The sequence below is a fragment of the Chromobacterium sp. IRSSSOUMB001 genome, assembly GCF_023507765.1.
GTDB lineage: Bacteria > Pseudomonadota > Gammaproteobacteria > Burkholderiales > Chromobacteriaceae > Chromobacterium > Chromobacterium haemolyticum.
Genome location: NZ_JALCYU010000011.1, coordinates 173,885 through 198,856, shown reverse-complemented (window position 1 = coordinate 198,856; position 24,972 = coordinate 173,885). Strand labels below are relative to the sequence as shown.

The 24,972-nt window shown below is 65.8% G+C and carries 11 protein-coding genes; 1 reads left to right on the top strand and 10 read right to left on the bottom strand.

The genetic code is table 11. The features are described 5' to 3' along the window. Positions 1 to 6: 6 nt before the first annotated feature. The 10 genes from MOV80_RS16015 to MOV80_RS15970 all read right to left on the bottom strand — a co-directional run bounded on the left by MOV80_RS16015 (position 7) and on the right by MOV80_RS15970 (position 23,084). On the bottom strand, positions 7 to 2,172 hold the full coding sequence (locus MOV80_RS16015; RefSeq protein ID WP_249605305.1) for a penicillin acylase family protein: 2,166 nt from the start codon (positions 2,170 to 2,172) through the stop codon (positions 7 to 9). 436 nt (positions 2,173 to 2,608) lie between these two features. Beyond that, positions 2,609 to 3,718: an ABC transporter permease gene (locus tag MOV80_RS16010; RefSeq protein ID WP_249605304.1), complete on the bottom strand. Its 1,110-nt coding sequence runs from the start codon at positions 3,716 to 3,718 to the stop codon at positions 2,609 to 2,611. Next, positions 3,711 to 4,658, bottom strand: a complete 948-nt coding sequence (locus MOV80_RS16005) for an ABC transporter ATP-binding protein (RefSeq protein ID WP_043592173.1) — start codon at positions 4,656 to 4,658, stop codon at positions 3,711 to 3,713. Before MOV80_RS16005 ends, MOV80_RS16010 begins: the two co-directional genes overlap by 8 nt. A 94-nt stretch (positions 4,659 to 4,752) precedes the next feature. After that, positions 4,753 to 5,532: an amidohydrolase gene (locus MOV80_RS16000; protein WP_043592171.1), complete on the bottom strand. Its 780-nt coding sequence runs from the start codon at positions 5,530 to 5,532 to the stop codon at positions 4,753 to 4,755. Beyond that, on the bottom strand, positions 5,514 to 6,209 hold the full coding sequence (locus tag MOV80_RS15995) for a hypothetical protein (protein WP_081574017.1): 696 nt from the start codon (positions 6,207 to 6,209) through the stop codon (positions 5,514 to 5,516). Before MOV80_RS15995 ends, MOV80_RS16000 begins: the two co-directional genes overlap by 19 nt. A 1-nt stretch (position 6,210) precedes the next feature. Beyond that, complete coding sequence (locus MOV80_RS15990; protein WP_019102188.1) at positions 6,211 to 7,467, bottom strand: thioester reductase domain-containing protein; 1,257 nt, start codon at positions 7,465 to 7,467, stop codon at positions 6,211 to 6,213. Positions 7,468 to 7,717: 250 nt separating this feature from the next. Then, entirely contained in the window at positions 7,718 to 8,482 is a 765-nt protein-coding gene (locus MOV80_RS15985; RefSeq protein ID WP_043641641.1) for an SDR family NAD(P)-dependent oxidoreductase, read from the bottom strand. Beyond that, positions 8,479 to 11,571, bottom strand: a complete 3,093-nt coding sequence (locus MOV80_RS15980) for a PfaD family polyunsaturated fatty acid/polyketide biosynthesis protein (protein ID WP_118267216.1) — start codon at positions 11,569 to 11,571, stop codon at positions 8,479 to 8,481. Before MOV80_RS15980 ends, MOV80_RS15985 begins: the two co-directional genes overlap by 4 nt. Beyond that, the gene (locus MOV80_RS15975; protein WP_249605303.1) at positions 11,572 to 15,903 is read right to left on the bottom strand and encodes a beta-ketoacyl synthase N-terminal-like domain-containing protein; all 4,332 of its coding nucleotides are present in this window, start codon (positions 15,901 to 15,903) and stop codon (positions 11,572 to 11,574) included. A 509-nt stretch (positions 15,904 to 16,412) separates the two neighbouring features. Next, complete coding sequence (locus tag MOV80_RS15970) at positions 16,413 to 23,084, bottom strand: type I polyketide synthase (RefSeq protein WP_249605302.1); 6,672 nt, start codon at positions 23,082 to 23,084, stop codon at positions 16,413 to 16,415. Positions 23,085 to 23,836: 752 nt separating this feature from the next. On the opposite strand from MOV80_RS15970, the gene MOV80_RS15965 reads away from it, so the two are divergent. Next, on the top strand, positions 23,837 to 24,964 hold the full coding sequence (locus MOV80_RS15965; protein WP_019103213.1) for an FtsX-like permease family protein: 1,128 nt from the start codon (positions 23,837 to 23,839) through the stop codon (positions 24,962 to 24,964). The last annotated feature ends 8 nt before the right edge of the window (positions 24,965 to 24,972 follow it).

The window sequence follows — 24,972 nt, the reverse complement described above, 5'->3', positions numbered from 1 at the left end:
GGCCGGCTAGCGGCGGAACCACTCGCGCTTGGCCAGCGCCGCCTCCACCTGCTCGCGCTTGAGCAAGGCGTCGCGCATGCCGTTTTGCGCCGCCAGCGGCAACTGGTCGCCGTAGTAAGGCGATTGCGGCAGGCTGCTGTTGCCGTAGGTATTGATCACCTTGGCGCGCAGCGGCCGGCCAAACTCCACCAGCGCGGTGAACGTGTCGCCGAAGATGGCGCGCTGGCGGCCGTCGCTATCGCCGATATAGCTGAAGGTGCGGAAAGCCCCCAGGCCCTCGGCGCCGCCGCTGGCCGGCTGGTCCAGCCGCGCCGCGCCGCCGGCGGGGCCGCGCCGCAGCCGGTAGACTTCGCCGAAGGCGATGTCCAGCGGCACGCCGGCCTGTTGCAGCCCCTGGGCCGCTGCGCCCAGCTTGCTCAGCGCGAAGCCGGCGTCGCGCAGGCCGGCCGGCGTGCGGTAGGGCTGCGCCGGGTCCGCTTCCTGGCGATAGCGCAAGGCCTCTTCGCCGCCGGAGGCCGCCACCCAGGCGGCGAACAACACCGCGCCCTTGCTGGCGGCGTCGCTGCGCCGGTCCCATTGGGCCAGCACTTGCGCCGCGGCGATCAGGCCGGCGTCGCCGGAGGCGCGCGCATAGCCGATCAAATCGTCCAGCACCCGGTCCGCCAGCAGCAGCCGGGTGTCGTGCTTGGCGCTGAGCAGCGTGTCCAGAGAGAAGGCCGGCGTCTGCTCGATCAGCTCGATGCCGCGCTGTTCTCGTAGCAGCGGCGACGCCCGCGGCGATAGATAAGCGGCGTAGGCGGCCGGGTCCAGCGCCGGCTTGCTCATATACCAGGGCACGCTATTGGAGTTCTGCACCCAGCCGCTGGCCGGATTCGTCGCCTGCGGCAATTCGTCCAGCCGCAGCGCCTGGCGCCAGATCAGATCGCTGCGGCTGCCGTCCACCGGCTGCGCCCAGAAGGCGGCGTCGCCGCCGGCGCGGCGCGGGGTCAAACCGCCGAAAGCCGCCCAGATATTGCGCTGGGCGTCGGCGTAGATGATGTTGTGGTAGGGGTTGCGCAGCCGCGCCACGACGTTGCGGAAGGCCTTGAAATCGGGCGCTTGCGCCATGTCCCACCATTGCTCCAGCACGCCGGGAGTCTGCAGCTGGTCGACGCCGACGATGCGCAGCGCGTAGCTCTGGCCGTCCTTGTCGAACACCGGGCCCTGCTCTGCGCGGCGCAAGGTCAGTTGCTCGGCTTGCAGGCTGCCGTCCGGCTGACGGATATACAGGGTTTCGCGCTTGGTTTCGAAGTCGCGCGCCACGCCGTCCAGCAGGTATTGCCGGCCGCTGAGCTTGAGTTGATAGAGGTCGCAGCCGTCCTGGGTGTTGACGGTATGCACCCAGCCCAGCCGCTGGTTGAAGCCGATGCGCATCACCGGCAGGCCCACCAGGGTGGCGCCGTAGATATCGTATTCCGGGCTCTTGAACTGGGCTTCGAACCAGGTATGGCTGCCGCCCCACAGCAAATGCGGGTTGGCCAGCAGCATGGCGTTGCCGGAACGGCTCTTGGCCGGCCCCAGCGCCCAGCCGTTGGAGCCGCCGATCAGATTGATGGGCGTGGCCACCGCGTCCGGGTAGACCAACGAGCAATTGGCCGCGCCGGTGGCGGTGGAGCCGCTCAGATAGCTGAAGAAGATGCGCAGGGTGTGAGCCAGCACGTCCTCGCTGCGCACCGGCAACACCGCTCGCGCCGCCGGGCTCAGGCTTCCGCTGGCGGCGGCCTGGTCGTTGATCCCGGCGACGAAGGCGTCCAGGTAGGCGCGCATGCGCGGGCTTTGCTGTTGCAGCCATTGTTTGGAGCGTTCGGGGAAGCCCATCGCGCGCACCAGGCGGTCCACTTCCGCCATATTGCTGGGAAAGGGTTCGCCGGCCTCGAACACCGCGCCGTAGTATTCGGCGCCGCGGCCGCGGCCCTGGGCGTACAGCCGCAGCAGCAGTTCCGGGTGCGCCTGCATCTGGGCGCGGCCGAAGGCGTAGGCCAGGCTGTCGGCGCGCGCGGCATAGATGTGCGGCACGCCGCTGCGGTCCCACAGCACCTGGCTGCCGCGCGGCTTGCCGTCTTCGTCCAGTTCGCAGGCCGTCAGCAAGGACAGCATGGCGATGCCCAATAGGGCGAGGATCAAGCGTTTCACTACCTTTCCTCCTTTTTGACAACTTAACAATGAGCTATCGGCCAGCATGCTCAACAGCGATGCTCGGTTCTTCACACTATTGAAACGACGGAACTGGCCAGCAAGAAAGGAAGCACGTACCCAACGCGCCCAAGGTCCCTTCAAGTCTGCCGCCGGGTGGCAGGCCCGAGGTTTTAAGCGGCTGCCTGTTCGAGCAGCGCGACGTTAGCGCGCTGCGAGTTCAGCCGCGCCTCGGGCCTGACGGGAACCGGCGGGAAGCCGTAGGCCAGGCTTGCAGGGCGGCCTTTGGGGTAAAGGGGAATTTGGCCGCGCAAATTCCTCTTTCCGTTTGCCGGGCGGAACCGGCCCTAAATCATCATCCGCGCAGCGGATTCAAAACACAGCGCCAGCCTCACCCGTTTCTAGCGAAGCCCCACCGTCACCTCCCCCACTCCTCCTAATACCAGCGAAACACCCGCGCGCCGCTGACGAAGCCGGCAATGCCGATCAGCGTGAGCACCACCGCGGAACGGGCGATCTCCAGCACCCCGGCGCCCTCGACGAAAATCATGCGCATGCCGTCGGCCAGTATCGTCAGCGGCAACACCTCGATCACCGACACCATCCAGTCCGGGAAATGCTTGTAGCTGAAGAAGATGCCGGAAAAGATCACCAGGAACAGAATGGTCATTTCCAGCAAGCCGTTGGCGGTCTGCGCCTTGGTGGCGCGCGAGGCGGCCAGGATGGCGATGCCGGCGAAGCAGACATTGCCGGCCAGCAGCAGCACGATGAAGGGCAGCGCCCCGCCCTGAGCGTGCACGTCGAAATAACTGCTGGCGAACAGATACAGCACCAGGGTTTCCAGCAGGCTGAACACCAGGCAGGCCAGCACGTGGGCCAGCAGGAAATCCGTCTTGCGCATCGGGGTGATGCGCATCTGCCGGGTGACGCGGGTGGCGCGTTTTTCGATCAGCGACCAGCCGACGGCGATCAGGCAGGTTTCCATCACCGCCATCGCCACCAGGCCGGGCACCAGGAAGTCGATATAGCGCAGGCCGGGGCTGTCCAGCACCGACATATTCTTGTCCACCACCTGGCTTAGCGCGTCCGGGTCGTCGCCGAGGAAGAAGTAAGTCAGCAGCGCCTCGTTGTTTTGCGGGTCCAGGTAGTAGATGCGCTTGCCGCTGTCGGCGCTGGGCTCCATGAACACTTGCACGTCGCCGCGCTTGAGGCCGCGCAGCACCGATTCGCGGTCCGGGTAGTACTGGAAGCGGTATTTCATCCGGATCAGGTGGTCGCGCTTGATCTCGTCGGCGTTGATGACGCTGGACAACGGCTGGTTGCGGGCTTCCACCTTGCTGATCCAGGCCCGCACCGCGGCCTGCTCCTGCACATTGGCCGGCAGCACCACGCCTATGGTCCGTTCCTTGATTTCGCCGCCGGAGAAGGACACGCCCAGCAGCCACACCAGCAGCAACGGAAAGCCGAAGGACCAGAACAGGATTTGCGGCTCGCGCAGGTATTGGCGGAATTGAGTGATGATCAGATTGAGCAAGGCGTTATTCATGGAAACCTCGGCCGGCCAGTGACAGGAATAAATCGTCCAGCGTTTTTTTGCGCACGATGATTTCGTCGATGTCGATTTGTTGTTCGCGGATGAATTCGGACAGGCGGAACAGGAAGGCAGAGCCGTTGCGCACCAGCAGCCGCGCCTTGGCGGACGCCTGGTCGTAGCTGTAGCTGATGATGTTGTCCTTGTGCTTGGGCTCGGCGCCGCCGGCGCCGCTCTTCACCCGGTATTCCACCACTTCGCCCGGCTCGTGCGCCGCCAGCAGTTCGTCCAGCGTGCCCTGGGTCAGGATGCGGCCCTGATGCATGATGCAGATGCGGTCGCACAGGTATTCGGCTTCTTCCATGTAGTGGGTGGTCAGCAACATGGTGGAGCCCAGCTCCTTGTTGAGCTTGCGCAGGATGTCCCAGGTGCCGCGCCGCACTTGCGGGTCCAGGCCGGTGGTGGGTTCGTCCAGGATCAGGATTTCCGGCTGGTTGAGGATGGAGATGGCCAGGGCCAGCCGCTGGCGCTGACCGCCGGACAACCCTTCCACCATCACCTTGCGCTTGGGGATCAGCTCCACCAGTTCCAGCACCTCGTCGGCGCGGCTGCGCGGCCGGCCGTAGAAGCTGGCGAACAGGTTGACGGTTTCGTCCACCCGCAGCTTGTTGATGAACAAGGACTCCTGCAACACCCCGGCCAGCCGGTGGCGCAGATAGCTTTCGTCTTTCTGCCAGCTGCGCCCCAGGATGCGTATCGTGCCGGCCTCCGGTTGTTTCAGTCCCTCCAGCATTTCCACCAGCGTGGTCTTGCCGGCGCCGTTGGGCCCCAGCAGGGCGACGAATTCGCCGCGGTGGATGTCCAGCGACACGTCGTTGACCGCGGTGTAGTCGTTGAAGCGCTTGGTCACCGATTGGAATTCGATGACTTTTTCTCTTGTTGTGGCGTGGTGCATTTCACTTTCCGTAGAAGCCGAAGGAGAACCGAAACAGCGGAAAACCCCGCGCAGCCGCAGGAGTCATCCGCCTCTTTCCATTGCCGTGGCGCTGTCAAACGAGTTGATAACGGTCCGCGTCCTTCAGGAAAGGAAACTGGGCGCGCACATCGTCCAGCTGCGCGCGCGACAGCCGGGCCTGATACACGCTTTCCAGCTGACGGCCGTGGTACAGGGTGTCGCCCAGCGGGTCTATCAGCATGGAGTCGCCGCTGTAGCGGATGTCGTTGCCGTCCACGCCCACGCGGTTGACGCCGATGACGAAAGCCTGGTTTTCGATCGCCCGCGCCGGCAGCAGCGTCTGCCAATGCTTGGCGCGGCGCTCCGGCCAGCTGGCGATGTAGAGCGCCAGGTCGTACTGGCTCTTGTTGTTGCGCGACCAGACCGGGAAGCGCAGGTCGTAGCAGACGAAGGCGGCCACCGACCAGCCGTCCACCTTGACGATCAGCGGCGCGTCGCCGGCGGTGTAGTGCTCGTGCTCGCCGGCGAAGCTGAACAGATGCTTCTTGTCGTAGCTGAACAGGCTGCCGTCGGCCTTGGCCCACAACAGACGGTTGTAGTAGCGGCCCTGGTCTTCTATCGCCACGCTGCCCACCAGATCGGCGCGCTTGGCGCGCGCGGTGTCGCGCAGCCATTGCACCGCCTTGCCGTCCATGGTTTCGGCGATTTTTTCCGGCCGCATGCTGAAGCCGGTGGTGAACATTTCCGGCAGCACGATCAACTGGCTGTCGTTCACCGCGCTCAGGTGGCGCTCCATACGCTGCAGGTTCTGATCAACCGATTCCCAGGCGATGTCGCTTTGCACCAGGGTGACGGCTAAATCTTGATTTGGCATGGCTTGCTTTCCCAATGGGTCAATATCACTTCGTTGTGGTCGCCGCGTTCGCGGCTGCTTTGGCGCACCAGCACTTCGCCGCCGTCGTCGGACAGATACCAGCCGGTGCCGCTGATCTTGCGCCGCTTTGACTGATAGGCCACCACCCTCGCCTGCCGCGGCTGGCCCAGCAGGTCCAGGGTTTCGTCCGGCAGCCGCTGGTAGCGGACCTCGTCGATGTCGAAATGCTCAAGGTCCAACACCCGCAGCGTGGCCTCGGCCTGGCCGCCGACGAGAAAGCGTTCGGCGGCGTCTTCGCTGCTGGCGTCGAAATCCCCCAGCTTGAAGCGGCGCACCTCCAACTGGCCATCGTGCAAACGCAGGGTCAGCACGCCCTGACGCAGCCGGCCCTTGATCACGGTCTTGTCGCCGTCCTCGTCGGAGACGCCGGCGTAGCGGCACAGGCCGTCCGCGCCGAAATCCATGCTCTCGTCCGATTGCAGCGAGTAGTCGAACCACAGGCCGCTGCAGCGCAAGTCCATCCGGTTGCTGACCTGCAGCACCGGCATGTCGTCCAGCCAGCCGCGGCGGCGTTCGGTCCGCAGCCGGCCTATCGGTTCGCCGTTGCTCAGCACCTGGTAGTCCAGCAGCAGTTCCGCGACCGGCGCTTCGATCAGAGCTTCCTCGTCGGCCAGCATCTCAGCGCACCGCCGCCGCGTCGCTCAGGTCGGCGTCGTACAGGCTCTCCATATAGCCGCCGGCCATGCTGGTGTGACGCTTGATTTCCGCCAGCGGGGTTTGCGCCGACGGGGCGTTGAGGAAGCCCACCTTGCACGCGTAGTCCAGATAGCGCCCGAACAGCGCCTGGTCCGAGTCCGGGCAGCGGATGTCGGTATTGGCCAGCAGTTCCTGGATCTCGCTGGTGTCGTACTTGGCGTGCTCCTTGCAATCGCTGCCGTCGTAGAAGATGGCCATCAGATCGGTGAAGGTGGAGCGGTAGCCGGTGCCGCCGCGGTGCATGCGGCCTTCCTGCAGCGCTTCGAAATACTCCTTGGACGGCACGTCGCGCAGGGTGTAGCCGTAGTCGCGCAGGCGGGCGACGATGCCGTCGTAGCTGATCGGGCGCGGATTGGTCAGGTTGTAGGTGCGGCGATTGCTGGATTGCAGATTCATCGCCGCGAACAGCGTGGCCTGGGCCACGTAGTCCACCGGCGAGATATCGAAGGCTTCGTCGGAGGCGAAGGTGAGCCCGGTTTCCACCAGCGATTTGAGCATCTCGTAGTAAATGCCCTTGACCTTGGTCTGCTTCAGCGGGTAGCAGCCGGTCCGGCTGTCGCCCCAGATATTGCCCGGACGCACGATGACCCAGTCCAGGCCCCGCTCGCCGGCTTCGTGCACCATGCGCTCGGCGGTGAACTTGGAGCGCTCGTAATCCATGTTGACGAAGCCCTGGCCCACGTCCAGATCGGTTTCGCGCAGCACGAAGTCCGGCTGATAGAGCTTGTCGCCCACCATGCTGAAGCTGGAGGTGAACACCAGCGGAGCCTTGCCGGCCAGGCACAGTTCGATCAGGTTGGCGGTGCCGCCCACGTTGACCGGGGCGATCTTGTTGTAGGAGGCCACCAGGCTGACGTTGGCGGCGCAATGCAGCACCAGGTCCGCCAGGTGGGCCAAGTCGCGGTAGGCGCTGGCGTCCAGGCCCAGCATGGGCTGGCTGATGTCGCCCAGCACCGGAATGATGCGCCAGGCCTCGGTGGACAGCTTGCGGCCTTCATCGTAGCAATACAGCACGTCTTCGATGCGGGCGCGCGCGGCGTCCTTGTTCTCGGCCCGCACCACGCAATAGACGTTGGCGTCGGTGGTGGCCAGTATTTCCTGCAGCAAACGGCCCCCCAGCACGCCGGTGGGGCCAGTCAGCACGATGTTCTTGACGCTGGTCTTGGCTCGGTAATCCATGACTTCACCTCTGATTTGGGGGACCTCGAAAAACCTACCGCGTGGCCCGATAGCTGCGTTGCTCCGTGCTCGCTACGGCTTTTCGAGGTCCCCTTTGGTTGATTCCAGCCGGGGCCCGGCATAGCCGGCCCCCGGTTCTGCGTCTCGCGATGTTGTAGAACCTGATCCAAGTCTCGCGAGCTAGAGCGATACAAGGCGAAACCGGTTTCAACGCCGTATCGGCAAAGCGCGGCAAGCCTTGGACAGGTTCTTACAGGGTGCCTACCCTCATGCCTCCATCCAGGGGAATCACGGTGGCGTTCAGATAGTTGGTCTTGCAGGTGGCCAGGAAGGTGACCACTTCGGCGATGTCCTCCGGCAGCCCCCAGCGCCCCACCGGCACGATGGACTTGACGATGGTCTCGTCGGAGTGCTCCACCATCTGACGGTCGACGAACTGGCCCAGCATCTTGGTCTTGCAGATGCCCGGCGCGATCGCGGTGACGCAGATGTTCAGCGGCCCCAACTCCCGCGCCCAGGACTCCGACGCCTTGATCAGGCCGGCCTTGGACGCCGCATACGCCGACCCGCCGGCCGCGCCCCAGATGCCGGCCACCGAGGCGATGTTGATGATGCGGCCGTATTTCAGCCGCGCCATGTGGCGGGAAAACACCGCGGTGGCGTTGAAAGCGCCGTTGAGGTTGACGTCGAACACCCGTCGCGCCAGCTCGCCGCTCTTCTCCGCCGTGCAGTAGCCGCGGCCGATGACGCCGGCGTTGTTGACCAGCACCGTGATGTTGGCCCCCATGCGTTCGACGATGGCGGCGCTGGCCGCGTCCACGCTGGCGGAATCCGTCACATCCATGACGAAGCCGCGCAGGCTGTCCGGGCAGCCCAGCTCCCGGCCCAACTGCTCCAGCCCCGCCGCGTCCACATCCGTGGCGGCTACCGCGTAGCCCACTTCCAGCAGCGACTTGACGATGGCGCTGCCGAAGCCGCCTGCCGCGCCGGTGACGACGGCGACTTGCCGGGTCACGCCACCTCTCCTTCCTTGAAGGCGATGTCGATCACTTTGCGGGCGTTGGCCATGGCGTCGAAGATGCGTTCCTCGAAGAAGCGCACGTCGTCCTGATTCATCAGCAAGTTGGAGTAGATCCGCGACAACGGCGAGAACTGGATGCCGTAGCGCTTGGAGATTTCGCGGATGATGATGTCGCAGAACTTGACCTTGTCGCTATAGCCCTCGGAGCGGTCCACCATGGTGTCCTGCGAGTGGTAGACCAAGGCGGTGGGCATGCCCTGCACCACCAGCGGCAGATCGTTGGCGTGGGCGGCCTTGATGAAGGTGTCGGAGATCTGCTCGGTGAAGCGGCCCATCCGCTCGTAGCAGCCCGGGTCTTGTTCGATCAGTTCGAAAGTGCTCTTGATCGCGGCCAGGCCCAACGGGTAGCCGTTGAAGGTGCCGGCGTGAATCACTTTGCCGCGGGTGTAGAGGTCCATGATGTCACGACGGCCGGCGATGGCGGAGATGGGCATGGAACCGCCGCCCAGCGCCTTGCCGAAGGTGGACAGGTGCGGGGTGACGCCGAGGATGCCCTGGGCGCCGGACAGGCCCAGGCGCACGCCGGTGATGATCTCGTCGAAGATCAGCACGATGTTGTACTTCTCGCAGATTTCCTTGGCGCGCTCCAGATAGCCCTCGCGCGGGAAGATGCCGCCGCCGTTGACGCAGATCGGCTCCATCAACACCGCGGCGATTTCATTGTGGTAACGCTCGATGGTGGCTTCCAGCACCTGGATGTCGTTCCACGGCAGCATGAAGGACTGGTCTTCCAGCGCGCCGTCGGCGCGGCCCAGGGTGTCCAGCAGGTCGCCCTTGAAGGTTTCCGGCACCGGGAAGCTCAGATCCTGGCGCTTGCGGCCGCCCATGATGTTGTCGGCGTTGCCGTGGTAGTGGCCGTGGAAGCGGATGAAGCGCTGCTTGCCGGTGTAGCCGCGCGCCAGGCGCAGCGCGTTCTGCACCGCCTCGGTGCCGCTCAGGCAGAAGCGGATCATCTCGGCGCAAGGGATGTGCTTGACCATCAGTTCGCAGACTTCGACCTCCAGGTCGCAAGTGTCCACCGAGGTCACTTTCTGCATGTAGCGGATCAGCGCTTCGTTATAGGCCTCGTTGTGGTGGCCGACGAAAAGCGCGCCGAATTTGCAGAACAGGTCCAGGTGCTCGTTGCCGTCCAGGTCCCATACCCGGGAATTGCGACCGCGGTTGAACGGCACCACCAGCGGCCGTTCCGGGTCGCCGAAGTTGTAATGGGTGCCGCCCGGCAGCAGCTCCCAGCATTGCTTGTAAAAATCCTTGGACTTGATCAGCGACAGCTTGGTATTGCCTTCCATATTCCTGCTCTCCTCTTGCTTGCCCTGTGATGCTGCGGTTGGTGCTACGGTTGATGAAGGGATGTCGTTCAATTCGGGTTCGGGTCCGATGTCGTCTTCGTCCAGCGCCGCCATGCGGGCGCTGAGCGGTCGGTAACGGTCCAGCCGCGGCGGCGTCAAAACGCCCAGCTGACGCAAGGCCGCCACGCGGCTCAGATACGCCGCGCCGGCCATCAGCTCCACCGCGATGTCGGCCACCTTGCGCTTGGCCACCGGCGCCAGTTCGCTGCCCTGCAGCCACTCGTTGGCCGCGCCCATCGCCGCGCCGCACCAGATCTGGTAATCGACGGCGCGCTCGGCCACGCCGGAGATTGCCCAGCGCGAGGATTGGCCCAGATACCACTGGAACAGCAGCGCCATCTTTTTCTTGGGATTGGCATTGGCGGCGTCTATCAGCGCCTGATTGCCGCGGCCGGCGAAGAAAGCCTCGGTGTCGGCCCACACCTGGGCCAGCGGCTGGCGGAACACCTGTTGTTCCAGGCTGGCCACTTCGGCGGCCGGGATCTGCTCCAGGCCGGGGTACTGCTTGTACAAGCCGTGCAGCTTCTGCGCGCGCACCGCGTACATGCTGCCGCCCTTGAGCACTTGCACCTTGGCGCCCAGCTCGAACATGTCGGCGGACGGCGCCATCGCCATGTCGGCGATCTTGGCCTTGCCCAGCAATTGCTTGACCGGGTCCGAGGTGCCGGCTTCCACGCAAGCCTGGTTGATGGAGCCGGTGACCACGTAGGCCGCGCCCAGCGAGAACGCCGCCAGCGTGGCGTGCGGGCTGCCGATGCCGCCGGCGGCGCCGACGCGCACCGTGAACGGGTAGCCTTGGCCGGCGCAGATTTCGTCGCGCAGTTCCGCGATGGAGCGGAAGATGCAGCTGAGCAGGCCGTTGTCGGTATGGCCGCCGGAATCCGCCTCCACGGTGATGTCGTCGGCCATCGGCACTTTCTTGGCCAGCTCCGCCTGGCGCTCGCTGATCAGGCCGTCGGCCAGCAGCTTGCGCACGATTTTTTCCGGCGCCGGGCTGAGGAAGTGCTGCGCCACTTCGCGGCGCGACACCTTGGCGATCACGCGGTTGCGGCGGATCACCGCGCCCTTGTCGCCGGCTTCCAGGCCCTTGACCCGGTAGTAGACGATGGCGGCGGACAGGTTGACGTAGGCCGAGGCCTCCACCACCTTGACGTCCTGCTCGATGAACAATTTGACGCAGTTCATCTCCCAGTCCGGCTGGCTGGGGTTGTGCAGCAGGTTGATGGCGTACGGGCCGTTGGGCAGCGCCTGCTTGATGCGGCGGATGGCGCTGCCGATGCGCTCCAGCGTCAGGCCGCCGGCGCCGAAGGCGCTGAGGATGCGGCGCGAACCCAGCGCGATCACCATCTCCTCGGAGTTGATGCCGCCGGCCATGGCCCCGGCGTAATAGGCGAAGCGCACGCCGTAATCACGCAGGAAGGACGGATCGCCGAAGTATTCCGGCAACATCGCCGGCACCATGCCCAGGCAATCCACCTGGCCGTTGCCGGCCAGGCCCCCGGCCGGCTCTAGCAACACCGCGTCCTGCTGGCGCAGCACGTGCAGCGGCCGCGCCAGGTCCAGCAGCTGGGCCTGCGCCTGTTCCGGCGTCTGCTGGAATTTGCCGGCATGGCCCTGCCATTTGTACACCGGGGCCGCGAAACGCGGCGCCACGCAAAGCTTGTCTTGGTTCATTCATGCCTCTATCGCTGTCAGCGCCGGCGCCGAAGCGTCCGCCGCTGCCGGCGCGCGGCTGAAGCCGGCGCCTAGGTTGTCGCACATACCGATGACGTTGCCGCGGTAGATGATCTCCGCGAGGAAGACCAGCGCCATCCGCTCTAGCTGGCCGTCGGCCTGGTAGTCGCAGTGGATGGACTTGCAGGTGAGCCGGTAACGCAGGGTGTCCGCCTCGCACTTCACTTCGCCGCGGAACTTGGCGCTGTAGCTGTGCGGGCTGAGCGCGTGCGGCACCATGCCCGGCAGCGAATACAGCCCCAGGTAGCACAGGTAGAACTTGACCAGTTGCTCGCAGCCTTCCACCAGGAAGGTGCCGGGCATCACCGGGTCGTTCTTGAAGTGGGCGCGGAACACCCAGTGGCTGGGGTCGATGTCGCGCTCGGCCACCGCTTCGCCCAGGCCGAAGGCGCCGCCGGAGGCGGAGATCGACACCACTCGGTCCAGCATCTTGGCCGCCGGCGCATACAAGCGCGGCGCGCGCGGCGTGGCGTAGGCGGCGTCACCGAAGCAGGCGACGAAATCGCCGCGCTGCAAGGCCTCGATATGGCTGCTGTCGAAGGACTCGCGCCGGCAGCGCAGCGGCGGCTGGAACGGCTCCGCCGGCTGCTTGGCCTTCAGATAGGGCGCGGTGTTGACCCCCTTGGATTTTTCGATGTCCTTGGGCAGGAAGAAGCCGGAATTGGCCTCCAGCTTGAAGCTCAGCCTATCGCCGACGTAGCACAGGTACTCGTAGGCGATCAGCACGTTCTTGCCCACCTTGAGGAAGGACTTGATGTTGACGCGGCCGCGCAGCACCTCGCCGGCCTTGGGCAAGGGACCGTAGACCGTGGTCTGGCTATCCACCGCCCGGTAACGCAGCTGGCCCTTGAACAGCTGGTCGCAGCCGATATAGGTGAAGGCCACGATCATCGCGTGCGAGGCTTCCAGCGACACGAAGGCCGGCACCAGTCCGTCGGACACGTACCAGGCGTCGGGATGCAGGTCGTACTCCCACTCAATGAAGCACGGCTCCAGCTTGCCCGGCTGCGCCGACAGCGCGGTGATACGCGAGGCGAACATATACGGCGGCGACGGCATGCGGGTGCGGATCGGGTAGCTGTCGGCCTCGGCGTAATCCGGGCCCAGCACCTTGGCGATGGAGCCGTCGGTCAGCTCCACCAACTGGGCTTCGTCGAACAAGGGGCGCGGACGCGCCGCCGCCACCGCGGCCTTGGGCTTGGCCGCGCGGCGCTGACCGGCCGGCGCGCCGGCGCCCAGCAGTTGCGCGATGCGCTGGTAGAAGCGCTGTTCCGCCTGCAGATAGCTGAGCTGGGTTTGCGCCTGCCGGCTCTGTTGACGTTGCAAGGCCGGCGCCTCGCTGTCGGCCGGCGCCGCGGCGGCGGGCAGCGGCTGCGCCTGTTGCGCCGCCGGCTGCGGACGCCGCCAGGGCGTGACGTTGTCGAACAGCGCGCGGTTTGCGTCGTTGACTATCATCTCGGCGATGGTGTGTTCGCGGCCGGTGTGCACGGTGGCAACCAGGGCCGGACCGCCCGTCTGCGGCGGCGTCGGCGCTCTGGCTTCCCGGCGATTGGCCTCGCCGGGCTCTTGCAGAATCATGTGGGCGTAGCCTCGGTCCAGGCCCAGGCTGTTGACCGCCGCCAGCCGCAGGCCGCCGGCCGGCGTCGGCCAGTCCGCGCCGGTTTCGCCGGCGCGGAACACGGCGCGCAGCGCGTCCTGCGGATAGGCGGCCAGCGCCGCCGCGCCGGGCAGTTGCCGGCTATGCAGGCACAGCGCGGCCTTGATCACGCTGACGATGCCCTGGGCCGAGGCCAGCTGGCCGTAGTTGGCGGCCACCGAGCCGGCGATCACGCCGCTGTCGCGGTAAACCCGGGACAGGCCGTCGATCTCCACCTGGTTGTCGCTGGCCAGCGCGCCGCCGCTCAGTTCCAGATAACCCACCGACGCCGGATCCGCGCCGGCTTGGCGCAAGGCCGCCGCCGCCGAGCGCGCCACCGCGTCCGCCACGGGTTGGAATTCGGTACTGTCGCCGCAGGCGTGGCCGATGGCCAGGCCGCGCATTACCGCGTAGACGCGGTCCTTGGCGTCCAGCGCCGCCTGCTCGCGCTTGAGCACCACCACGCCGCCGCCCTCGCCCACCGGCGCGTCGACATGGCCGGCGCCGCGACGCGGCGCCCACAACACGTTTTCCAGGCCGCCGGCGAAGCTGCCGCCGGCGACGATCACCGCGTCCACCAATTGCTCGGACAACATGAATTGCGCCAGCTCTATCGCCTTGAAGGCGGCGTTTTCATGCGCGCACAAGGAGAAGGCCGGGCCGTCCAGCTTCAGGTGAGCGGCGATGCGGCTGGCCACCACATTGCCGATGCCGCCGGTGATGCCCTCCGGATACGGCTCCGGAAACAAGCTGTCTTTGACGATGGTTTCCAGCGCCGCGGTCTGCGCCTCGCTCAGCGAGATGCCGCTGTGCGCCAGGCTGTCTCGCACCTGCCAGGCCATTTCGTTGCGCGCCTGGTAGCGCGAGCAGCTGTAGTCCACGTCGCCGGCGACGATGACGGCGATATTGCGCTTGCGGCCGTCCAGCTGATAGCCGGCGTCGTAGAAGGCGCGCTCGGCGATGGGCATCAGGAACAAATGCGACAGCAGATGGCTGCCCACCACCTTGGGCGGCAGCTTGAAGCGTTTGCAGTCGAAATCGAACTGCTCGATATAGGCGCCCGCCGGGGCCTGACGGTAGCCGCGCGCGCCCAGCACGTCGGCGCGCCCCTCCAGACCCAGCCAGCGGGTGCGCGGCAGCGGGCGGAAGTGGCTGCGGCCCTCGGCCACCGTCCGCAGCAAGGCGTCCGGGGTTTCGGTGTCGGCCAGGGCCACGCCCACGCCGACGATGGCCAGGCTTTGTTGCTCGGCCGGCAGCTGCGGCCAGGCGGCCGCCGGCGCGTCGGCGCGGTGTTCGCGCAGCACCATGTGGCCGTTGACGCCGCCGAAGCCGAAGGCGTTGATGCCGGCGCGCTTGGCCTGGCCGCGTTGCGGCCACGGCGTGGTATCGCGCACCACGTGGCGAATGTCCAGCTGGCCGCCGGGGGTGCTGACCATGTCTTCCACGTTCAGCGACGGCGGAATCACGCCGCTGCGCATCGCCAGCAGCACCTTGAGAATGCTGGCCATGCCGGAGGCGGTCAGCATGTGACCGATATTGCCCTTGTTGGCGCCGATCAACGGCCGTTGCGCCTGATCGGCGAAGAAGGTCTCCACCGAGCCCAGCTCCACCTGGTCGCCCACCGGGGTGCCGGTGGCGTGGCATTCCAGGTAATCGATATTCTTGTCCACGCCGTCGTAGGCGCGTTTCAGCGACAGCAACTGGCCGTTGAGGTCCGGCACCAGAATGTGCTTGGCGCCGCCGTCGTTGGACAGGCCTATGGATTCGATCACGCCGTAGATGCGGTCCTTGTCGCGCACCGCGTCGGCGTAGCGCTTGAGCGCGATCACGCTGGCGCCCTCGCCCGCCTTCAGGCCCTGGGAATTGCGGTCGAACGGCACCGACTGGCCGTCGGCCGGGAAGGCCTGCAGCACGTTGAAACCGTGATCGATGTAGATATGGTCGGCGTGGCAGACCGCGCCGGCCAGCATCAGATCGGCCTTGCCGCTTTGCAGGTAGTAGCTGGCCACGCGGATGGCGTACAGCGCCGAGGCGCAGGCCGCGTCCAGCGCGAAGCTGGGGCCGGCCAGGCCCAACGCCTGCGCCGCCAGCGTGGCGTTGTGGCTGCCGGTCATCAGATTGAGATCGGACAAGCCTTCCGCCTGCCAGGGCTGGCGGAAATGGAAATCGTCGCGTTGCAGCAGCTCCTGGACGTAGGGCTCCAGGATGCCTTGATAGAAGCCGTTGAGCAGTTTCTTGCCGGCATGCGTGGGCATGCCGATATTGCCGATGATCAGGCCGCAGCGCTCCAGCGCCTCGGCGCTGTGAGCCGCGCCCTGGCCGGCGTCGATCAGCGCCTGTTCCGCCGCGTACAGCGTCCACTGGAACAAGGGGTCCAGCGCCTCCAGCTGCGCGGCGGGCAGACGGTAGCGGCCGGCGTCCAGCTTGAAGCCGCGCACGTGGCCGTTCTTGTTGTAGGCGATCTTGTCCGCGGTGCCCGGCACCGGATGGCGATACAGCGCCGGGTCCACGCCCAGCTCTTCCCGGCTCAATTCCGAGGTGCAATCCCGCCGCTCCAGCAGGTTGCGCCAGTACTGTTCTGGCGTTTCGGCGCCTGGAAACAGGCAGCCTAATCCAATAATGGCAATTTCTTCCATAATGCTTCCGTGTCTTGGATCTGTTGACGTTTGTTTTTCTCGCTGCGCTGACCGAGAAAAGTGCGCTCTACAAGGCGGAGGGCGCAGCCCTTGGTGAACCAAGGCCAAGCCTGACAACGCCGTAGAGGGTTCTTTTCCCGGTCAGCCCCTGGGTTCGCTCCCAGCCGGCGCCTCACTTTGTCACCCGCCTCTGGCAGTGAATGACACTGCGGCGAGGCGGGCTTCGCGCACTGCATCCGCCTGGGAGCGAACGCAACAGAAAAACAAACGTCAACAGATCCTGAAAGTAGAGCCAACATTCCCAAACCTTGGGCGCAACCGTCCCCCTCCGCCGCCGGCCGCTGTTGAAGCGGCGGGCGGCGGCGCGGGATCAGGATTGAACCGGCGCGGGCCGATTTCGAGCGCGGCGGCGGCTAGGCGAATCTCCCGCCTCCGCGACTCGGCTGTATGGCCGGCGCGCGTCGCCGCGCTCCGGACCGGCCGCGCCCTCGGGCGCGGCCTTGCTCGCGTCACACCGCCACGCTGGCCTCCGGGTCGCACATCAGCTGCCGCAGCTTCTTCGACACGGTGAACTGCAAGCCGGAAAGCTTGCTGTACACCTTGCCGTCGGCGCCGTGGACGGTGACGTCGGCCAGCAGAATGGTCGCGGTTTGCGCCGTGACCGCCATGCTCAGATAGAAGGCCTGGTCGAAAGCCAGCGGCGCGTACTGCCGCCACTCGGCGATCTGCAGCGGCAGCCCGGCCTTGTCCGACTGCGACATCAGCCAGACCAGCGGCGTTTGCAACGCCACGTCCGCCAGGTAGGGGTTGAAGGAATTCACCGGGAACTGCCCCTGCCCGGCCGCGGCGGCCAGCCGGCCGCCCGCTTGCAGGCCCTGGCCGTCGAGACGGAACAAGGTCTGCACGCCGCGGAAGGCTGGGCCATGGAACAGCCAGGCGCCGTCGCGCATGTCGCCGTACAGCGGCGGATGCTCCAGCGGCGCGCCGGTCGGCGCCTTCGGCCCGTCCGCCGGCTGTTCCGCCGCCAGCCGGGTCATGGTCACCCGCGCCTGATAGCGGTTCAGCGCGGCGCCGTCCACCTGGTTGAAGATGCTCACGTCCAGCGTGTGGCGGTCGCCGTTGCCGCCGGCTTCGTCCACCGGCCTCAGTTCAGCGATGAAGCGCCGCTGCTCTCCGGCGTCGAACACCACGCCCTTAAGCACGCGGAAGTCCGTTAGCGTCTCCAGCCGGTAGCCCGGCAGCAGGTCTTCGCACAGCTGCACCATCCAGCCGGCCGCGGCGGTGGCCGGCAGCACCGGCTGCCCGCCCACCACGTGGTCGGCCAGGAAGCCGTTGACGGCCGGGTCCAGCTCGCGCTCCACCCGGGTCAGCGCCGGCAGGGTCTTCTGCTTGCGCCCCACCTTGTAGCTGCCGCCGCCCACGATCACCTGCGGCACCAGGCCGGCGGCGAACTCGTCGACGAAGAACCGCGCGCCGACCGAGGTGGGGATGATGGCCAGGCCGCGGTCGGCGTAGGCCTTCTTCAGCACGTCGTTGACCATGCCGCTGTCCCACGGACCCCAGTTGATGCTGCGCACCTGCTGTTTCGGGTACAGGGTCTGGTACAGATAGGCGAACTTGTTCAGCGCGTCGTTGGCCATCGCGTAATCGGTCTGGCCGGCGTTGCCGAAGAAGCCCGACACCGAGGAGAACAGCACCAGATGGCGCAGACCGTCCGGCTTGACCGCCGCCAGCAGGTTCTCCAGCCCTTTGACCTTGGTGTGGAACACCGAACGGAAATCGGCCGGGGTCTTTTTCTCTATGCGCTTGTCCGCCAGATTGCCGGCGCCGTGGATGATGCCGCGGATCGGGCCCAGCTGCCGCTGCGCCTCCGCCGCCGCCCGCGCCACGTCCTTGGCGTCGCCGATGTCGCAAGCCAGATAGATGGCCTGGCCGCCGGCCTGCTCGATACTGGCGATGGTGGCGCGCACCTCGGCCAGCTGGAGCACGTCCTTGAGCAAGGCGTCCACCTTGACCGGGGTCACCGTCTCGCCCTGCTGCTGCAGGTGGCGGATGGCGCGCGCCTTGAGCTCGGCCAATTCGCCGCCGCCTTCCGCCCACTCCGGCAGCGGCGCGTCGATGCGGGTGCGGCCCAGCAGCGCGAAGCGGGCCGGATAACGCTTGGCCAGCGCGATCACGCACTCGGCGGTGATGCCGCGCGCGCCGCCAGTGACCAGGAACACGGTCTTGGCGTCGATATTGGCAACGGCCTGAGGATCGGTCGGCGCCGCCTCGAAGCCCAGCGTCATCCGCTCGCCCTTGACGCCGCGGCCTACTTCGGCAACGTCGGACTGCACGTCGCGCAGCTCTTCCAGCAACATCGCGGCGATGGCGCTCTTGCCGCATTTGGGATCGAAGTCCACCGTGCGGCAGAACACGTCTTCCCACTCGATGTTCAAAGCCTTGCTCAGGCCGCTGACGCCGGCCGCGGCCACCGGGAAGGCGGCGCGCCGGGCGGTGCCCAGCTCGCCGTCCAGCTGGCTGGCCACGAAGAAGCACGCGCGTCCCGGCCCGGGCTGCGCCAACGCCGGCTGCAGCAGCTTGGCCAGCAGGAACAGCGCTTGCGCGGTGTCGTACTCGGCCGCGGGGAAGGCGTTGGCCAGCGATTTGACGTTGCCGGCCGGCGCCTGCAGATGGATGAAGCCGCCCACCTGCCCTTCGGCCACCGCGATGCGCGACAGCACGTCCTCCAGCGCCAGCTCGTCGGCGCGTTCCAGCACGTAGTCGTTCACGTGCTTGATCGCCTTGCGCTGGCCCTTGGCCTGCTGCCACTTGAATACCAGCCGCGCCACCTGTTGGCCATGTGCCAGCAGCTGTTTGGCCACTTCTTCGCTTAAACCCTTGCCGTCGTCGGTCAGCAGCCAGAGCCGGCCGGCGGCCAGCTCCAGCAGGTCCGGCTTGGGCAAAGCCTGTTTCCGCGCCTGAAAACGATGGATGGACGCGGTTACCGTATGGGCATCACTTACAGGGGATTGCTGAGCGAGGGCAGATGCCGTCTCCCGGGGCTCAGCTAGGGATTTTTTTGCTGCGGAGTCCTCCACGGCAACGTCGGCCACCAGTTTCTTGGTGGACGACACCACGCCCAGCTGACGCAAGGGCTTGGCTTCCGCCGCCGGGGTTTCGTGCAAGGCGGGTTCGCTGGAAACCGGGGCCGGCGCTTCCGCCGGAGCCGGAGCGGCTTCCGCGGCCGGCGCGGCGGCGGAACCCTGCTTCAGTTCGGTCAGCAGTTCGGAGATGGTTTGCTTGAAGAAGCCGCCCATCTTGCGAATGTTGCTGAAGGCGTCGATGTCGAAGGTCTCCATGTCCTTCTGTTTTTCCATGTCCTGGAAGTGCGGCACTTCGGCGGACAGTTGGTCGAACATGGCGCCGAAGATTTCCAGGCGCTTGATCGAATCGATGCCCAGGTCCGCTTCCAGGTCCATTTCTTCATTGATCATGTCCGCCGGGTAGCCGGTGCGGTCGCTGACGATGTCGATCAGTTGCTTGATCAGGTCGGCCTCGGTCAAGGCCTCGAAGCGCTGAATCAGGGCTTGGTCTTCGGCGCTGATCGCGACGGCGGCCGGCGCGGCGGCTACGGGAGCGGGCGCGGCCACCGGAGCCGGCGCGGCCGGGGCGACGGCTTGCGGGATGTCCTGCAGCTTCGGCTTGGGCGCCTGAACCTCGGTCACGGCGGCCACCGGCGCGGAAGGGGCGACGGCAGGCTGCGCAAGGGGAGCGGCCGCCGGCAATTCCACCGCGGCGCGCGGCGTCGGCAAGTTCACTTCCAGCGGCGCGCGCTGTTGCAGACGCGCGGCCACCTGGCCGCCGCGCGCGGCGACATCGGCGCCCAGCAAGGCCTGCTGGTTGTCGAAATAGTGCTCGTGATTAACGTGGTAGAGCTCCTGATTCTTGTCCAGCAGCTGCAGGCTCTGGCCCAGGCTGGCCACCACCTCCGTCAATTGCTGGCTGCCCTGGAATTTCTCCAGCAAGGTGTATTGCTTGGTCATCAGCGAATCCAGCAGCTGGATGTAATCCTTCTGATTCAGCTGGAACTGCTGGTGCACCTGGCTGAGCATGTTCTGCGCCTGGATCTGCGCGTCCAATACGCTCAATACTTCGTTGTCCGAGCTACTGCGTTGCATGATTCCCTCTCCGCTTATGACATGGATGGGCTCCAGCCACATCATGTCGTCCCTGTTGTCGACCAAAGTTTCCACCACTACCCTACTATCCCGCTCCGTCTCCGGCGCCCGCGGCGGCGAGCTGGCGGCAAGCCGCTCGTCGATGAAGGCGTCGATAACGCGCGTATCCTTGCGCATGGCGTGCGCGCGGCGCTGCTTGGCTTTCTCCGAGTAGAAGAAACCGCCGCTCATCTTGTAAGTCAGCGACTTTTTCTTCGGCGCCGCGGCCAAGGGCAAGGCCGCCTGCGGATCGGTGGAGCTCAGCTCCACGCCCTCCACCGCCAGCCGCGCCAGCGCGCGTTTGAATTGCAGGGCTTCCTCGCCGTTGGCGCTGGGGTTCAGCGACACCACCGCGTGCGGCTTGTCCTTGAGAATGTCCGCCACCAGCTTGCCCAAGATGCCCTTGGGACCGATCTCGACGAACAAGTAACCGCCCTGCTGATGAATGCGTTCTATGGTTTGCTGGAAGCGCACCGGGCTGACCAGTTGGCTGATCAGCGACTGCTTGATCTTGGCCGGGTCGTCGGCGTGGCGCTCGCCGCTGGCGGTGGAGTACACCGCGGCCCGCGGCGCCTGGAACGGAATCCCGGCCAGGCTGGCTTCAAACGGCGCGCAAGCGTGGCGCACGAAGTCGGTGTGGAAGGCCGCGGACACCGCCAGCACTTGGCTGCGCACCTTGCGCTCGTTCAGAAACTCATGAGCCTGGCGGATGATGTCGCCGGCGCCGCCGAACACCAGTTGCTGCTGCGAGTTGTAATTGGCCACCACCAGCTCCGGGAAGCGTTCCAGCACCGCGCTGGCCTCGCTCTCCGGCAGCGAAGCCGCCAGCATCGCGCCCGGCTCGCCGCCCGGCACCGGGCTGGCCACCGCCGCGCCGCGCGCCAGCGACGTCCGGTAGAAGTCCTCGTCGCTCAGCACGCCGGCGGCCCACAAGGCGGTCACTTCGCCGTAGCTGTGGCCGGCCAGGAAGTCCGGACGCAGGCCCAGGCCGCTCAACAGCTTGTAGTAGCCGGCGCTGATCGCGCCGATCGCCGGCTGCGCGGTGCGGGTCTGGGTCAGCTCCGCCATCTGGCGATCCGCCGTTTCCGCGTCGAAGGCCGGCGGCGGGAAGATGGACGCGGACGGCAACGGCAGACCGTCGGCATGCGCCGCGGCGTCCAGGCCTTCCAGCGTTTCGCGCATCGCTGGGTAATCGTTGGCGATATCGCGGCCCATATTCACGTACTGCGCGCCCTGGCCCGGGAACAAGGCCACGACGCGGCCGGCCAACGGAGCCGCCTCGCGCTTGTAATAAATGCCCAGCGGATGCTCCCAGTCCTGATCCGGGCGCGCCCGCAGCAGCTTGATCGCCTCGTCCAGCAAACCGGCGGCCTGTTCGGCCGAGCTTGCGACGAAGGCCAGGCGCGCGGAATCGGCCGGCGCCCGCGCCGCGGCGCCTTGATGCAGGCGGAACTGGTAGCCGGCGTCTGCGGCGCGGAAGGACTCCAGCTTGTGCTCGGCCAGCGCCAGCAGTTGTTCCGGGCCGTCCGCGTGCAACAACACCACTTCCGGGCGCAGGTTCAGACGGAAATCGCCCTGCGGCCGCGCCTGGTGCTCCTCCATGATGGCGTGGTAGTTGGTGCCGCCGAAGCCGTAAGCGCTCAAGGCCGCGCGGCGCGGCGCGCCGCTCACCGGGCTCAACCACGGCCGGCTGTCGATGTTGACGTAGAAGGGGCTGGCGCTGTCCGCCAGTTCGCGGCTGGGTTGGCTGACGTTGATGGTGGGCGGCAGCACCTTGTGGTACAGGCTGAGCGCCGCCTTCATCATCGCCGCCGCTCCGGCGGCGCAACGGGTGTGGCCGATCTGCGATTTGACGCTGCCAATGGCCACCGAGCCGGGCTGGGCGCCGCCGGCTTCGAACACCGCGCGCAGGCTCTTGATCTCGGTCTCGTCGCCGGACTGGGTGCCGGTGCCGTGCGCCTCCACCAACTGAATTTCCGCCGGCGAGATGCCGGCGCGCTCATAGGCTCGGCGCATCGCCTTGACCTGACCTTCGTGACGCGGCGCGAAAATACTCTTGGCGCGGCCGTCGCTGGAAGCCTGCAACGATTTGATCACCGCGTAGATGCGGTCGCCGTCGCGCTCGGCGTCTTCCAGACGCTTGAGCACCAGGAAGCCGACGCCGTCGCCCAGCATCATGCCGTCGGAAGATTCGTCGAAGGGACGCGACAGGTTGCTCTTGGACAAGGCCGGAGTCTTGCTGAAGCACAGGAAGGAGAAGATGGAGTTTTCCAGGTTGACGCCGCCGGTCAGCACCACGTCGCAGCTGCCGTCCACCAGTTCGCCCACCGCCGCCTTGATCGCGGCCAAGCTGCTGGCGCAAGCGGCGTCCACCATGTAAGAAGTGCCGCCCAGGTCGAAATAGCTGGCGATGCGGCCGCAGGCGACATTGCCGAGGAAGCCGGGGAAGCTGTCCTCATTCCATTCCAGGTAAAGGTGGTTGACGCGATCGATGACTTCGTCGGCCACCGCGCCCGGCAGACCCGCGTGGTTCAGCACCTTGCGCAGATACGGCTCCTGCTGCCGGAAAGCCAGCGAGAACGAGGTGTTGCCGTTGCCGGCGCCGCCCAGTATCACCCCCACCCGGTCTTTGTCCACCGGCAGCGCGTCCTCGCCCACCAGCCTGGCGTCCAGCATTGCCTGCTTGGCCACGTGCAGCGCGAAGATTTGCGCGGTGCTGATGGACTCCAGCATCAGCGGCGGCAGTTTGAATTCCACCGGATCGAAATCGATGGCCGGCACGAAGCCGGCGCGGTGGCCGTAAGTTTTGTCCGCGGCGCTCGGGTCCGCACTGTAATAGTCTTCCTTGCGCCAGTACTCATCGCCGTCCTTCTGGTCGATGTCGGTCAGGGAATCCTTCTTGTCGACGATATTGGTCCAGAAATCATATAAGGTCGCCGCATCGGGAAAGTGGCTGGCCATGCCCACAATCGCGATATCCAACGTCCCTGGTCCAATCCTGCTCGATAAGGTCTTGCTCATTGCTCCTCCCGCGGTGAACCTGCTGTTTCGCATCATTCGCTTGCCGCCGCGCACCAACCGGGAAGCGCAATCGCCGGCCGCACGGCCAGGGTCGACTGCCTTTCTTTAAATCCGGTCCCGCACGCAAAGCCTGGATCGAATTCGCGCCCGACTAAACGTCGCACGCGCCTGCTGCCCATTACCCAAACCACATTAAAAACCGCGATAAAAACTTGACAAAATTTTTACAAACCAAGTTATCAAATCCGGTTTTGGAAAATTATGACGTTGAAATCTTAGCGTTTCCTTAGGGCCTTCTTGCAGTTGACTGATTTATCTCCACAGATCTGGAGAAAAAATGGACAGAACAAAATAAGTAATTGATTTTTATGATGTATCTTTATTGACACACAGATGCTGAAGTCATTATTTTTTAGCAAATCCATTGCTAAAAAATAAATTTCCCGGTCATAAAAAGGAAAACTGAAGAGAGTCTGAGCAAGCAATAAGAACAGGGAATTATTGGCGCGACACTTAAATTCAACGTCCGAACCAATACCAGTGGTATTAATCGGCCAAAACCCTATTCGCCGCCCTTCTCTTAATTACCATTGGCAACCCTCAGAAAACCCTAAGCAGGAATGGGCATACTGCCTCCATTTCATCCCGGAGACAGTCATGCCCCAGCCTACTCATACTCCCAGCCTGCCCGGCCTCAGCGTGGAGACCTGACCATGGTCTCCCTCGCTCGCGCCTCGCTGATTTACGAGTGGCGCCGCTTTCTGCCCGCGGTGCTGGCGGTGGCATTCGCCGGCCTGCTGGTTCAGGTGCAACTCAGCCTGCTCCTCGGCATGTTCAGTTCGGTCGGCGTCTACATCGACCGCTCCAGCGCCGACCTCTGGGTGGGCTACCCTGCAACCCAGAGCGTGGACCTGGCCCGCCCCATTCCCGGCAAAACAGAGAACAACCTGTGGGCGCACCCGGAAGTCACCGCGGTGGAGCGCTTCACCTGGACCATGGCGGACTGGCAGCGGCCCGGGGGCGGCAAACTCAGCGCGGTGTTGATCGGCATTGACCCGCGGCCGCAGGCGATGACTTTCGCCACCTTGCTGACCCCGGCCTTGCGCCAGGAACTGACGGTGCCCAGCACCGTGCTGGTGGATGAAAGCGACCTGGAAAAACTGGGGGTCAAGATAGGCGATTACGCCGAGCTCAGCGGCAAGCGGGTGCGCATCGGCGGCACGGTCAACGGCATGCGCGCGATGGGCGGCGCCAACATTCTGACCTCGCTGAACACCGCCCGCCGTATTGATCCCAATTTGCGCAACGACACCACCGACTACTTCCTGGCGCGGCTGCGCGACCCCAACCGCGCCGAACAGGTGCGCGACCAACTGCAACCCAGCGGCAGCTTCAAGCCGTTCCAGGTCTGGACCGCGGAGGAATTCTCCGCTCAGTCGCAAACCTACTGGCTATTCGAATCCGGAGCCGGCTCCGGTTTCCTGTTTTCCTCCGCGCTGGGCCTGCTGGTCGGCATCGTCATCACCAGCCAGACGCTGATGGCCGCCATCGTCGCCGCGCTGCGCGAATACGCCACTTTGCGGGCTTTGGGGGTGTCCTCCTCCTCCTTGCGCGCCGTGATTCTGGAGCAATCGTTCTGGGTCGGCCTGGCTGGCCTGGTGATCACCGCCGTGGTCGGCGCGCTGCTGGTGGCCGCCGCCCGTCACGCCCACATCGCGCTGGAGGTGCCGCTGTGGGGCTGCGTGGCCACCGGCACCCTGGTGCTGGGCATCGCCCTGCTTTCCGGCCTGTCCGCGCTGCGCGCGCTGAACCAGGCCGAGCCCTCTACCCTATTGCGATAAGGAGACTC